15 protein-coding genes and 1 riboswitch are annotated in these 14617 nt (G+C 35.4%); of the genes, 7 read left to right on the plus strand and 8 right to left on the minus strand.

What is annotated here, in order from left to right; all coding sequences use genetic code 11:
• Window positions 1-13: 13 nt before the first annotated feature.
• Window positions 14-1564 (minus strand): BCCT family transporter, encoded by a 1551-nt coding sequence (locus tag EDD62_RS05420; protein ID WP_249037341.1) that lies wholly within the window; start codon window positions 1562-1564, stop codon window positions 14-16.
• Between the two features lie 174 nt (window positions 1565-1738).
• Between EDD62_RS05420 and EDD62_RS05425 the strand changes: the two genes are divergently transcribed.
• The 3 genes from EDD62_RS05425 to EDD62_RS05435 all read left to right on the plus strand — a co-directional run bounded on the left by EDD62_RS05425 (window position 1739) and on the right by EDD62_RS05435 (window position 4918).
• Entirely contained in the window at window positions 1739-2593 is an 855-nt protein-coding gene (locus tag EDD62_RS05425; RefSeq protein ID WP_123807844.1) for a GNAT family N-acetyltransferase, read from the plus strand.
• 68 nt (window positions 2594-2661) lie between these two features.
• Window positions 2662-3174, plus strand: a complete 513-nt coding sequence (gene rpoE, locus EDD62_RS05430; protein WP_123807845.1) for a DNA-directed RNA polymerase subunit delta — start codon at window positions 2662-2664, stop codon at window positions 3172-3174.
• A gap of 133 nt (window positions 3175-3307) precedes the next feature.
• Window positions 3308-4918 carry a CTP synthase gene (locus EDD62_RS05435; RefSeq protein WP_123807846.1) on the plus strand — a complete coding sequence of 537 codons (1611 nt, stop codon included), beginning with the start codon at window positions 3308-3310 and terminating at the stop codon, window positions 4916-4918.
• 86 nt (window positions 4919-5004) lie between these two features.
• Here the strand turns inward: EDD62_RS05435 and EDD62_RS05440 are convergent, their stop codons facing one another.
• Entirely contained in the window at window positions 5005-5433 is a 429-nt protein-coding gene (locus EDD62_RS05440; RefSeq protein WP_123807847.1) for an OsmC family protein, read from the minus strand.
• 119 nt (window positions 5434-5552) lie between these two features.
• On the opposite strand from EDD62_RS05440, the gene EDD62_RS05445 reads away from it, so the two are divergent.
• Window positions 5553-6575 carry an NADH:flavin oxidoreductase/NADH oxidase gene (locus tag EDD62_RS05445; protein WP_123807848.1) on the plus strand — a complete coding sequence of 341 codons (1023 nt, stop codon included), beginning with the start codon at window positions 5553-5555 and terminating at the stop codon, window positions 6573-6575.
• A gap of 420 nt (window positions 6576-6995) precedes the next feature.
• Here EDD62_RS05445 and EDD62_RS05450 read toward each other — a convergent pair whose 3' ends face one another.
• The 5 genes from EDD62_RS05450 to EDD62_RS05470 form a co-directional block, all read right to left on the minus strand.
• Entirely contained in the window at window positions 6996-7712 is a 717-nt protein-coding gene (locus tag EDD62_RS05450) for a glycerophosphodiester phosphodiesterase (RefSeq protein ID WP_161485354.1), read from the minus strand.
• 74 nt (window positions 7713-7786) lie between these two features.
• Window positions 7787-8380 carry an alpha/beta hydrolase gene (locus EDD62_RS05455; RefSeq protein ID WP_123807849.1) on the minus strand — a complete coding sequence of 198 codons (594 nt, stop codon included), beginning with the start codon at window positions 8378-8380 and terminating at the stop codon, window positions 7787-7789.
• A gap of 67 nt (window positions 8381-8447) precedes the next feature.
• Window positions 8448-8762, minus strand: coding sequence for a DMT family transporter (locus EDD62_RS05460; RefSeq protein ID WP_123807850.1), 315 nt, complete (start codon window positions 8760-8762; stop codon window positions 8448-8450).
• A gap of 1 nt (window position 8763) precedes the next feature.
• Window positions 8764-9144, minus strand: a complete 381-nt coding sequence (locus EDD62_RS05465; protein WP_123807851.1) for a DMT family transporter — start codon at window positions 9142-9144, stop codon at window positions 8764-8766.
• 49 nt (window positions 9145-9193) lie between these two features.
• Entirely contained in the window at window positions 9194-10003 is an 810-nt protein-coding gene (locus EDD62_RS05470) for a ZIP family metal transporter (protein ID WP_123807852.1), read from the minus strand.
• Between the two features lie 241 nt (window positions 10004-10244).
• Here EDD62_RS05470 and EDD62_RS05475 point away from each other — a divergent pair, with 241 nt between their 5' ends.
• The 3 genes from EDD62_RS05475 (at window position 10245) to EDD62_RS05485 (ending at window position 13783) form a co-directional block, all read left to right on the plus strand.
• On the plus strand, window positions 10245-11492 hold the full coding sequence (locus tag EDD62_RS05475) for a dicarboxylate/amino acid:cation symporter (RefSeq protein ID WP_123807853.1): 1248 nt from the start codon (window positions 10245-10247) through the stop codon (window positions 11490-11492).
• Between the two features lie 94 nt (window positions 11493-11586).
• Entirely contained in the window at window positions 11587-12711 is a 1125-nt protein-coding gene (yfkAB, locus tag EDD62_RS05480) for a radical SAM/CxCxxxxC motif protein YfkAB (RefSeq protein ID WP_123807854.1), read from the plus strand.
• Between the two features lie 13 nt (window positions 12712-12724).
• Window positions 12725-13783: an acyltransferase family protein gene (locus EDD62_RS05485; RefSeq protein WP_170152782.1), complete on the plus strand. Its 1059-nt coding sequence runs from the start codon at window positions 12725-12727 to the stop codon at window positions 13781-13783.
• 71 nt (window positions 13784-13854) lie between these two features.
• On the opposite strand, the gene EDD62_RS05490 is transcribed toward EDD62_RS05485, so the two are convergent.
• A complete protein-coding gene (locus EDD62_RS05490; protein WP_077139750.1) occupies window positions 13855-14142 on the minus strand; it encodes a HesB/YadR/YfhF family protein in 288 nt (95 codons plus the stop codon).
• Between the two features lie 224 nt (window positions 14143-14366).
• A riboswitch (TPP riboswitch) is annotated at window positions 14367-14474 on the plus strand.
• Window positions 14475-14617: the final 143 nt, after the last annotated feature.

The following is a 14617-nucleotide window of genomic DNA, read 5'->3' on the forward strand; positions in this document are numbered from 1 at the left end:
CACTTCTGATGAGTTACTTTCGATCTGGATTTCCATCCGGATATTTTTTCTTCATTTTACGTTTTTCGACACGCTTTAATGCTTCGTTCGGCTCTTTTCTGAGCGCAATGAGCATACTAATGATTAGCATTAACAAGATGAACGTAAATGGGAGACCCGCAACAATTGCTCCCGTCTGTAAACTAGTTAATCCATCATCTGTTGTAATTAACGCTAACGTAATCGATGCGATAATAATTCCCCAGGAAATTTTCATTCTCATCGATGGGTTCAAGTCTCCATTGCTTGTCATACTAGAGACGATATACGTCGCAGAATCAGCGCTTGTCACAATAAATGTAAAGATTAACACAATTGCAAGTGTCGATGTCACAAGTCCAAATGGTAATTCATTAAAGAATGCAAAGAGCGCTTTCGTATTATCATCTTGAACAATATCAACTAAATTCGTTGACTCAAATAAATCCATATAAATCGCACTACCACCAAGCGTCGCCATCCATACAAAAGATAGCAATGGCGGGATAATTAATACGCCTAATACATATTCTCTAATCGTACGTCCACGTGAAATTCTTGCAATAAAAGCACCAATAAACGGTGACCAAGCAATAACCCATGCCCAATAGAACACTGTCCAATCTTGGACCCATTGACTCTCACCGTTCTCTACAAATGGGTTGAGCCTTAATGAATAAGGAATAAAGTTCGTAATATAATCTCCAAGCCCTACAACAAACGTTTCAAGTATAAATCGTGTTGGTCCAAAGATTAATACGAATAAAATAAGCAACACACAAATTGCCATATTCATATTACTTAAATATTTAACCCCTCTTTTAAGCCCTGTCGTTGCAGAAATAATGAAGATTACAGTCATCAACAGCGTGATAATCATCAATGTAACGTTATTATTGGGAATATTGTATGTAATATTCAATCCACCATTGACTTGCATAATCCCAAGTCCAATTGACGTCGCAATTCCTGTAACAGTCGCAATAACGGCTAGAATATCAATCACTTTACGAATCCAATTCGGATAGTACATACCGAATAAAGGCTCTAACGCTGTAGAAATCAATCCATTTCTCTCTCTTCTAAACTGGTAATACCCTATCGCAAGTCCTGCAATAGCAAATACTGCCCATTGACTCATCCCCCAGTGGAAGAATGTGTATCCCATCGCAACTCGAGCTTGTTCTCCAAGGGCCATCTCTTTAGCAAATGGAGCGTCAGCCATATGTGTCATCGGTTCAGCAACTCCATAGAACACAAGACCAACACCTAATCCACCACTAAACAACATCCCAATCCAACTTCTAAATGAGAACTCTGGCTCCTCATCATTACGACCGAACTTAATTCGTCCATATGGTGATATCGCTAATGAAATTAAAAACACAACGAATATAAATACTGCAAGTAAAAATAACCACGAGAAATTTGTCGCTACAGTATCATAAACATTCGTTGCAATTTCACCAAATTGTGTCGGAAATAAAAAAGCGAGTGCAGCAAATATAACAATGATAATCGCCGCAACAATAAAAACAATATTCATGTAATAATTCTCCTTTTTATTTTTAAATTTACACACATTAACAAACATGCTTGTTATTTGTTTTCACTATTATATTACAACATAAACATGTCGAGTGATATGTATGACAAATAACTTTTCGTGGTATAATATATAAGAAAATTAAAAAAATAATTAAATTGTAAAGGTGATTACATGACAAAATCATATACTTTCGAAAACATTACATTAAGGCCTTATGAACAACATGATCTAAATGAACTTAAAACATTCACTTTAGATGAAGAACAAATGGAATTCACTTCATTACCACTTGATGTATTAGAAGAAGCTATAGAAGATGATAATCGTACACCAAGCGTTGCAGTCAATGATAAAGATGAAGTGATTGGATTTTTCGTAGTTCACAAGCATTATCAACATGTGGGATACGATACACCTCATGAAGTAATTTACGTGAGATCATTGAGTGTTAATTCAAAGCATCAAGGAATGGGCTATGGCACAAAAATCGCACTGAATATCCCTGATTACGTTGCTGTCCTCCACCCTAAATTCGATCATTTATACCTTGTCGTTGATGCGTTAAATAGTGCGGCATGGAATCTTTATGAACGTGCGGGATTCATTCATACTGCAACGAAAGAAGATGGCCCTATCGGTAAAGAACGATTATATTACTTAGATTTAGATGCGAGATATGTTTCGAACTTGAAGTTAAGACCTCATCCAGAGACTAAAGATAAAATCATTAACTTGATGTTAGATGGTAAAGAAATTGGACATATCGATATTAATATCATCGACCACCACTTATACATTAAAAATATTGTCATCGAAACCTCTACAAATAATCAATGTACGTTAGTAAAAAGCGCATTAGTCCAAAGTGCTACATTCATTCGTAGACACTTTGAAGGGGTTAAAACGATCGAACTTTATGACCATGCCAGCGACTGCAAAACGAGTGATTTAGCTTATAGTGCTGGTTTCGTTGATGTCGATCCTCTCGATGATTTACCTAAATATATTAAATATATTAATTACTAGTTGAATAATTAGTCATTAGTTGATAATATACCGTTAGTATTAACGTTTTGAAAGGACGTCACAAATCTATGAAAATAAAAGACTACACTAAAGAAATGATCAACGAAAATTCATTTATCGAAATGGCTTATTTATATTTACAAGAAAAAAAAAGTCCTCAATCTTTATATACAATGATAGATGAGTTTAAATCTATTGGTGGATATACAGATGAAGAAATCGAAGATCGCGTATTACAATTCTATACAAACTTGAATACAGATGGTCGTTTCTTATCGGTTGAAGAAGGTACATGGGGACTTCGTGACTGGTATTCAGTAGATGAAATTGAAGAAAATATTGCACCAACAATTCAAAAATTCGAAATCGCTGAAGAAGATACTTTAGATGATGAGGCCATTGACGAAGAAGTGGAATCAGAAGATGTAAAAGATAGAGATGGTAACTTCGATGAAGATAATAAAGACATTGACGAAGATACAGACGAATATGAAGATTTATCCGTTGAGGATGATGAAGACGTATTGATTGATGAAGAAGACGAAGATGATGAAGATGAAGACGATGACACAGAAGAATAATTATTGACAATCTATCAAATCGTGATAATATTTTATTTGGGCTCCATAATTTATGGACGAAGAAACGATAAGCTCCCTTTCTACGATACAGAAAGGGAGCTTTATTATTTTATTATACTAGGAGGACAAACGATTGACTAAATTCATTTTTGTTACAGGTGGCGTTGTATCATCACTTGGTAAAGGAATCACTGCTGCATCACTTGGAAGATTATTAAAGGATAGAGGTCTTAATGTTACAATCCAAAAGTTCGATCCGTATTTAAATGTCGATCCAGGGACAATGAGTCCATACCAACATGGTGAAGTATTCGTGACAGATGATGGTGCTGAAACGGATTTAGACTTAGGTCACTATGAAAGATTCATTGATATCCGCTTAAACCAACATTCAAATGTTACAGCTGGGAGAGTTTATTCAGACGTAATCAAAAAAGAGCGTCGTGGTGATTACTTAGGCGGTACAGTTCAAGTCATTCCTCACATTACAAATGAGATTAAATCAAGACTATTACTTGCCGGTGAGTCGACTCATGCAGATGTTGTCATTACTGAAATTGGAGGGACGACTGGTGATATTGAAAGTTTGCCATTCATTGAAAGTATCCGCCAAATCCGAAGTGACTTAGGACGCGAAAATGTGATGTACATTCACTGTACTTTATTACCGTATATTAAAGCTGCTGGAGAAATGAAGACAAAACCGACTCAACACTCTGTTAAAGAGCTTAGAGGACTTGGAATACAACCTGATATGATCGTTGTCCGTACAGAATACGATATGACTTCTGATTTACGAGATAAAATCGCCTTGTTCTGTGATATCGATAAAGAAAGTGTCATTGAGTGTAAAGATAGAGATACATTATACTCAATTCCGTTAGACTTACAACGTCAACATATGGACGATATCGTCGTAAATCGCTTAAATCTTGACGCTAAGCCTGACGCCGAACTTAAAGATTGGAACGCATTACTTACAACCGTACAGAACCTAGATGGTGAAGTAAACATTGGACTTGTCGGTAAATATGTGAGTCTACAAGATGCATATTTGTCCGTTGCAGAAGCATTGAAACACGCAGGGTATGCATATCAGACAAATGTTAAAATCCATTGGATTAATTCAGAAGATGTGACTGAAGATAATGTAGAAGTAACATTGAATCGATTAGATGGAATATTAATTCCAGGAGGATTTGGAGATCGTGGTATTGAAGGTAAAATATTAGCGATTCAATATGCTCGTACAAATGACATCCCATTATTCGGTATATGCTTAGGCATGCAACTTGCGACAGTGGAATTTGCTCGTAACGTCGTCGGCTTAAGAGGCGCACATTCATCAGAGTTAAATCCAAATACACCATATCCAGTCATCGCCTTATTACCAGATCAGGAGAATGTAACTGATTTAGGTGGAACATTAAGACTGGGACTATACCCATGTGAATTAAAAGATGGTAGTAAAGCACGTGAAGTGTATGATGTATCATCAATCGACGAAAGACACCGTCATCGTTATGAGTTCAATAATCAATATCGTGAGCAACTAGAAGCTAAAGGATTACAATTTACAGGAACATCACCAGATGGTAGATTAGTTGAAATCGTTGAATTGAAAGACCATCCATGGTTTGTCGCTGTACAATTCCACCCTGAATTTTTAAGTAGACCAACAGCACCACACCCATTATTCAAAGGCTTTATTGGTGCAAGCATTGATAAACATAATAACAAATAGATGTATTACTCCTGTCCATTCATTAATATTTAATGGACAGGTTTTCTTTTGTTACCTTGAAACCTGTCCATTCATTAATTTAATAATTATCGTTCAACCGTTTCACCATTTAAAATAAGCTTCGCTTCTACTTCGACATTCATCGAAGCGCGTGCAGAACAGTATTTATCCATACTTAAATCAATCGCCCTAAATACATGCTTCGCTAACACATCTCCTTCAACATCAACTATAAGCTCAATTTTGTCATAACGTTGTGGTTTTTCTTCAACACGAAAACCTTCTGCATTAATATCCATCTTTGAAATCTTGTCTCGATGTGGCTTTAAGATCAAGCTCATATCAATGCCCATACACCCAATCAAACTACTTAACATCACTTCCATTGGGCTCGGCCCCGCATTATCTCCACCCGCTTCAACACTTGCATCCATTGTAATTTCATGTCCACTACGTAGTGCAACCGTTTTGTAAGACATATTTCCTTGCCATTCACCATTAACTTTAATACTCATTCCATCACTCCTTAATCATTTTTACAAATCCATTATAACGTGAATGCGTAATGATTTGGTTTCATACGTACTCGTGCTAAAATATTATCAATAAAAACTTTCAAAAGGAGCGGAATAAGATGGATCAATTATTAACAGAATTCAAACTAAAAGGTCTTACATTACAAAATAAAGCAGTGATGAGCCCGATGTGTATGTATTCAGCACAAGACGGCTATCCTAACGATTTCCACTTCACACATTATACATCTCGAGCAATTGGTGGTATGGGATTAATTATTATGGAAATGACAAACGTAACACCGAATGGAAGAATCTCAGACGGATGCCTGGGGTTATGGAGTGATGATCATATTCCACATTTCAAAAGAATCGTCGATTCGGTACATCAATATGGCACCAAAATCGGTATTCAAATCGCTCATGCTGGTCGTAAGGCGGAAGATGCAGATGATGTAGTATCTAGCTCTGACATTAAATATGAGGGAGATAAATATAAAGCACCTCGTTCGCTATCAACTGACGAAGTGAAAAATATGGTTGTTAAATATAAAGAAGCAGCCGAACGTGCGGTAAAAGCTGGATTCGATACGATTGAAATTCATGCCGCACATGGTTATTTAATTCATCAATTCCAATCACCGAAAACAAACAATAGAACCGATCAATATGGTGAAGATCGTCTATTATTCGGTGCAGAAATTATTGAAGCGGTTAAATCAGTTATTCCAGAAGATATGCCTCTCATTGTTCGTATTTCTGCAAAGGAATATTCTAAAGATGGATATGACATCGATTACGGCGTCGAAATTGCAAAGCGCTACAAAAAAGCCGGAGCTGATATAATTGATGTGAGTGGTGGCGGCAATGGTCCTGTCGTTGAAGATAGACGTCCAAGATTACACCCAGGTTATCAAGTTCATTTAGCTCGTGAAATTAAAGTTCAAGCAGAAATCCCAGTCATTGCGGTTGGTATGTTAGATGATCCACGTGTGGCTGACCATGTGGTTGGTGTACAAGATGCAGATCTAATTGCAATTGGACGAGCATCTCTCAGAGATCCTCATTGGGTATTAAATGCAGGAAGAAAAGAAGAACGTGCTTGTTTTGTACCTAAACAATACGTCAGAGGTTATCAATAGCTTATAAAATTCAAAAAGTATTTAAGATTTAAGTAATCCTGACAATAGAAATAGCGATAACATTTGATAATCAAATGTTATCGCTATTTATTTCCTTTATTAAAGATTTATATTTCGTATTCAGAGTATTTTTGATTTACTCTGAATACCAGACGATTTTCGGCTCTTTTCCTTCCCGTATTCAGAGTTTTTCTAGTTTACTCTGATTACCAGACGATTTTCGGCTCTTTTCCTTCCCGTATTCAGAGTATTTTCAGTTACTCTGATTACCAGACCATTTTCGACTCATTTCCTTTCCGTATTCAGAGTATTTTCAGTTTACTCTGATTACCAGACCATTTTCGACTCATTTCCTTTCCGTATTCAGAGTATTTTCAGTTTACTCTGATTACCGAAAATACGTCGAAGTCTTTAACAAAATTATTGATTATTAATTAGCTCGATTGCCTTCTTCGGGTAGTCGGTAATAATATCATAGCCTTTATCGATATACTCTTTCATCGTTTTCTTATCATTAATCGTCCATACTCTCACTTGCTCTTGATTCACTAAACATTTATCAATATCTTTAAACTTGATTTTTTTGCTTAAGTGATACGTTGAACAGTTCATATCTTTAATACGCTCTAACACTTTATTATTCAATTTAGAAGTTAGTAAAGCAATGTGAACATCATTATTCAGTGATTTAATGTATCTCAATGCTCCTTCATCAAATGATGAGTAGACAACACGATCATGCATTTTAAATATATCAACAAGTTGATATGTTCCTTGTTCTAACATATATTCATCATCGCTATTCGCTTTCAATTCAATATTCAATTCAATATCTTTATCACTTAAATAATCCAAAACATCTTTAAGACTTGGTAATTGATAATCTGTTAGATGACCGTCACGATCAACAATACGAAGTGATTGCGCTTCAATTAACGTCATATCTCCTATTAATCCTTTACCATTTGTCGTGCGATCGACTGTTTCATCATGCATCACAATAATTTGCTTATCTTTCGTTAATTGAACATCTAGTTCAATCATATCCGCTCCATCTTCCACTGCTTTTTGGAATGCAATCATTGTATTTTCTGGACATTCTCCACTACTACCGCGGTGTGCTATTACTTTAACCATATTCATCATCCTTTAAGTTGTTTATCTATAATGATATATACCCACATTATATAGCCAATAATCAAGAGTGATTATTACCGTTGATTAAACTGACGAACCTCTTCAAGTTCCTCTTCTAGTAATCCATGAGCACCATCTGTAATATGCACTTTAACATTTGCACCAATTGCCTCTAGCCTAGATTTCACTTTCATCGCTTCATTTGTTGGAGCAATCATATCTTGAGCTCCAGTCGTAATCAAGATGTCACATCCCGATAAATCTCCGTAGTCCTCTCGATCTACTGGGTATAATGGGTGCAATATCACTGCTTTATTAGGTTTTACTTGCCCTGTTAATAATAGATGAACAATCATATTAGCACCATTTGAATATCCTACAAATGTTGATTTATTTATATCAATATCATATTTTGAAGTCAGTTCGTTTAGCTCTGCTGTGATTTTCTCACCTTCTTCAAAAAGATTATCAACATCATAGACACCAGGCGACAATCTTCTAAAATATCTTGGCATACCTTGTTCTAAAACATTACCACGAATACTCAATACCGGGGCTTTAGGGTCTATAATTTCTGCAAGCGGTAGCATATCTTGCTCATGACCACCTGTTCCATGAAATAACAATAATGAATGTTGATGATCACCTTGTTCGTATTTATATTTCATTGTTACACTCCTTCATTAATATTCACCGTATTGAATTTATACATCTTCATATTGATTATGACATTTTTTAACCAAAAAATTTCAGTCCTGCAATGCTAATCACAATCCCGACAACAAGTAAGTATTTACGATAATCGTGTGCCTCTCCAAAGATAAACATCCCTGCCAGCACGCTACCTGCTGCTCCAATACCCGTCCATACACCGTAGCCTATACTAACTGGAATGTGCTGTAGTGCAAACGTTAAGACCGTTAAACTTAGACCAAAACTAATTGCTGTTCCAACGACATAAATTTTCTTCGTCATGCCATCTGATAACTTCAATAAACTGACCGATAGCACTTCAAATAATCCAGCAATTCCTAGAAATAACCAACCCATTTTATTCAACCTCCTCAAGTTCATCAGATATAATTTGCATAGGGTATTGAGTCGATTCCTTCTTCTCAGGAACTAATTTTAGTCCAATAATACAACTGATTAGAGATACTAAAAACACAATCTTCAATAATGATACTTCTTCATTGAATAAGACCATCCCACAAATCGCCGTGCCAAAAGCACCGAGTCCTGTAAATAATGCATATCCAGTCGATACAGGTAACTCACTTAACGCTTTACCAAATAGCCAAAAACTGATTACAACAGCAATGACCGTTGGAATGACCCACTCAATCTTAGATAATCCATCTGAAAAAGCTAAACCATATGCCCATACAACTTCCATGAGCCCACCAGCAATTAAATATATCCATGACTTCATTTAAATCCCTCCGTTTATTAAAATAAAAACCAGCTCATGATGAGCTGGTTTATCCTAATGCAACATCTAACGTCATCATTACAGCAAACCCTAACATACATCCGATCGTTGCAATATCTGTATTACTATTACGTTGTGCTTCCGGTATTAGTTCTTCTACCACGACATAAATCATTGCACCTGCTGCAAATGCCAAAGCGTATGGTTGAATCGGTGTAATGGTTACAACAAGTAGCGCACCAATGACACCTGCAATCGGCTCAACAATAGCCGATGCTTGTCCATACATAAAGCTTTTCATCCGTGAGAATCCATCTCTTCTTAATGGCAATGACACGCTAGCCCCTTCTGGAAAGTTTTGAATCGCCATTCCAATGGCTAACGCAATTGCACCTGCTAATGTCGCACCTTCAGCACCACCCGCCACTGCACCGAATGCAATCCCAACGGCTAGTCCTTCGGGTATATTGTGTAAAGTAATCGCAAATACTAACAAAATAGACCGATGTAAACTCGTCGGCACCCCTTCAGCTTCTGAACGATCTTCACCAATATGTAAATGCGGAATGATTTGATCAAATATCCATAGAAATGCACCACCAAGTAAAAATCCAATTAACGCTGGAACATACTCTTTCACATTTAAACTTTGACTCATCTCTATTGAAGGAATCAGTAATGACCAAACACTTGCAGCAATCATTACACCTGCCGCAAAGCCCATCATCCCGTTAAGTATTGTTTTATGTATTGTCTTAAATAGAAACACGACACTCGCACCAAGCGCCGTGACAAACCATGTAAATAAAGTCGCAATAAGCGCTTGATATACTGCATCAAGTGATTGAAACCACTCCATCGAAAACCCTCCCCTTATAAATTATAAATTTATAACACCCTTTTATAATATTTTCATAGGTGAATGCATTAATTTTATCGAAAACAACTTACAATGTAAAATAAAATATAACAATTATAATTATTTGAAAATTCAATTAAAAGTTGATTTATTGAATTTAGACTATTATAATATGAATATGGATAAAATCGGAATTATTTATCCATATTATTTTGAACATTGATGAAAGGGGTTACATAAGATGAAACTTACAACGAAAATATTTATCGGTTTAATATTAGGTCTTATTGTCGGTTTAGGTCTTAATTTATTCGCGCCAGACTTATTTGAACCATTGAACACATATTTATTCGGTCCCCTGGGTACCATTTTCTTAAATCTAATCAAAATGCTTGTTGTACCGATTGTATTCTTCTCTATTACATTAGGTGTTGCTGCACTAGGAGATCCAAAAAAGCTTGGTCGAATTGGAATTAAAACAATTCTCTTCTTCCTTTTGACAACGACACTTGCAATCATCATCGCGATGACAACATCGTTCGTATTTAAACCTGGGGATGCAGGTATTACACCTTCATCGGAGGGGTACGAAGCAGAGGAAGCACCAAGCGTTGTAGAGACGTTTACAAATATTATTCCTACAAACCCTATACAGTCAATGGTTGAAGGGAATATGCTTCAAATCATTACATTTAGTGTATTTGTCGGTTTCGCCATCGCAATGCTAGGAAAGAAAGCACACGTCGTAAAAGAAGTTGTGGAACAAGGAAATGAAATAATGATGTACCTTGTGAATATCGTGATGAAATTTGCGCCTTACGGTGCATTTGGTTTACTTGCGACAGCAGCTGGTGAAATGGGAATTAACGGTGTCAAAGCAATGGCATTATATATGTTCTGTGTTATCTTTGCATTAGTAATTCAAATGTATTTAGTATATGGTTCTCTGGTGAAATTCGTCGGTAAGATGAACCCAATTACATTCTTTAAAGAAATTTTCGAGGCACAAACGGTTGCATTCTCTACTTCTACAAGTAGTGGTACGTTACCAATCTCTATGAAAGTCGCACAAGAGAAACTCGGTGTGCCGAGAGCCATTAGTGGGTTCGTTCAACCCCTTGGCGCTACGATCAATATGGACGGTACAGCCATCATGCAAGGGGTCGCAACGATTTTCATCGCACAAGTGTATGATGTAGACTTAAGTATTACTGCTTTACTGATGATTATATTAACAGCAGTCTTAGCAAGTATCGGAACAGCAGGTGTTCCAGGTGTTGGATTGATTATGTTAGCAATGATTCTGACACAAGTTACTTTACCTGTTGAAGGAATAGCACTTATCTTAGGAATTGACCGTATCCTTGGTATGTTAAGAACAGCTGTCAATATTACTGGTGATGCTGCATGTGCAGTATGTGTAGCTGAATCAGAGAAAAAACACGGCCTTACAAATGAGCAATTAGAAGAGTCATTAGAAAGAATATAGAGTGGTAAATCATGATTAAATTTTTTGAGTAGGTGACCAATCACCTACTCTTTTTTCATGTTATACTAGTGTCATTGTTTGGAGGCGTTACAAAATGAAAGAACCTTTATCTATACATAATGACCCTTGGGAATGTTACAACAACATTGACCAATTCGGTCAACATACATTAACAAATATTGAGATTACAACTACACATATGTGTAATATGAGATGTGCACACTGTGCTGTGGGTCATACGTTGACTCCTATTGATCCTGAGACAATTAATTTATCTGATTTGTTTGCTGCTTTAGACCGTGTTGAACATTTAAATACGCTATCCATCACGGGTGGTGAGCCGATGTTTAGTAAGAAGTCTATTAAAGAAGTCGTGACACCGATTCTTAAATATTGTGAAGAGCGCAATATTTATACACAAATGAACTCAAATTTAACAGTCCCGTTAAACCGGTATGAAGCGATCGGTGAATATATAGATTGTATGCATATTAGCCATAATTGGGGAACGCTCGAAGAATTTACAACTGTTGGCTTTGAACGAATGGGCAGACAACCTAAAGAAGACGCAAAAGCGAGGCTGTTCTATACGATGATTGAAAATTCCCGTGCGTTAAGTGAACAAGGCATGTTCATCTCTGCCGAGACGATGCTCAATCAATCAACAATCCCTCATCTTGAACATATTCATCAAGAAGTCGTTAAAGATATGCTCTGTAGTCGTCATGAAATACATCCAATGTATCCTGTGGATTTCGCAAGTGCATTGACCGGTATTAATATCGAACAATCGATTGCAGCAATGCACAAAATCTTAGACATCCGTGATGAAGATATATGGATGCTGTTTGGAACGTTACCAATTCTACCGTGTAACCAAGATGAATCTTCTAAACGATTATTAGAACGATTAAGAACAGCACCTAATGTCACCGTTAGAAATGACCCCGATGGTCGAAATCGATTAAATATTAACGTATTCACGGGAGAAGTCATTATTACCGACTTCGGAGATCACGAAGGTACGTTAAATACGATATACAATCAATCGTTGAATGATACGTTCAATGATTGGATTAAATCTGATAAAGCACGTGCATTGAACTGTCATTGTCCAGCTGTTAAATGCGTTGGACCAAATATACTTGTTAAAGATATGTATTATCAAGATGTAGATTTTAAAAAGCGCGAACAAATGATGCATACATTAAATACGTAATAATGAGCATATGATGAAGCGCGAGATTAATGAATTGAACTTATTGAGAGCAATTCTATGTATTACGATTGTCCTCATCCATTCGATGACTTCTTTAGCCCTTAAATCAGATGAATCGTTGAAAGTACTCATTCAATTCCTTCAACTATTTCTATTGTTCGCAACTCCTTCATTTATTATGTTATCTGAAGTCATTTTGTCTCATGCGTATCAAAACCATTTGCCTAAAAATTTTTTTAAGAAACGAATTCAATATATATTAATCCCTTATATTATATTTGGAATAATCGATAGTATACGATTTATTGCGATTGGGTATCATGACGATTTATTCGATTCGTTATGGACGAAGATCATTGAAGGAAAATGGCACGGTTGGTTTGTCATTGTCATATTTAAATATTATATAATCCACTATTTTTGTCATCAGTGGTTACGTAAAATCCCTATGTATATTCCTATCATTAGTACATTTATTATCTCAATGACACATTCAATTTTATTTTTTCACATTGATCAATATTATAATTTTTGGAAAGCAATTTACCCGTTCGAGTCGAAAACAATGCTATTGTGGTGGTTATTTTACTTTGTCTGTGCATATTACATTGGACAACATTATGAGTATTTCATGATGTTCATTCAACAATACTTAATTTGTATTATTTTATTACTCCTAATTGCAATGTTATGGATCACCCACAATTTCTACATTGAAGGTATTACAATTGTGACATCATATCGGTATGATAATATTATCTTTACGGTGTTAATATTTATGTTACTCATATTCAGTTTGAGAATGTTCAGCCATCGTACTTCATCAGGTCAATATAACATAATAAATCACTGTTTCAATTATATTAGTAATCGATCATATTATATTTATTTAAGCCATTTCATCTTGTTATACTTTATTCAAGAAATATTGAACCCGCTAATAGAGTGGCCTATACTATATGTTACCACTTTGTGTAGTATGACTATTATATCAACATTGCTATTGTATTCATTAATAGAAAAACTACCTTATAGTGAATTGATAATTGGAAAGAAGAAAAAGTCGTCTTAAACAGGTTAAGACGACTTTTAATGTTATATAATAATTTAAATTACTAGTTTCTATTTTTTATGTCCTATAAATTACTTATATTCAAACGTTAACATATCTTCCGCTTCATCGTAATCAACATGTAAGTCATGCCCTTTAAAAAACCACATATCACTCTCTTCGATAAAATAAGTTACACCGTTATGTTCTACAGACACTTCAATGTCGACAGCATCTTCAAATCCAAACGCTAAGCTCATCCCTTCTTGCACGGGACTATCTCCATATATTTGAGGGTAGAACCTTACCGTCTGTCCACTTTCAACTTGAACTTCATCTTTAAACCATTGTAATGCTCTATCTGTTATTTTAAATTCCATTGCAGTCACCTCTTCATTTCATTATATCTCATTTTTTTAATGTTTCTTAATATAATGCTTATTCAAACCTTAAGTTATATGAGTAAATTACAAGTACATAAAATTATATGAATCGATGGGTGGATGAATGATTAAATAATTAAATTAAAAATATATAGACACACAATTAACCAATTTAATGAGTTAACAAATATACTTTTTTCCTTTATACTATCATTACAAGAACAAATGACTAGAGGTGCTCATATCATGAGCTGAGATTAACATAATGGTTAGAACTCTTAGAACCTGATACAGTTTATACTGGCGTAGGAAAGTCACTGAAAATCGATTTAATCCATTCACTGACTAACACGTTAGTGGATGGTTTTTTATTTTAGTTAAATATATTTTTCTTTTTGGTTCAATACCTTTTTCTTTTTGATTTTTAGTTTATTATTTTCAAATAACCACGTTTCAGGTCATATAAGTAATT

The sequence above is a fragment of the Abyssicoccus albus genome, from assembly GCF_003815035.1.
Lineage (GTDB): Bacteria > Bacillota > Bacilli > Staphylococcales > Abyssicoccaceae > Abyssicoccus > Abyssicoccus albus.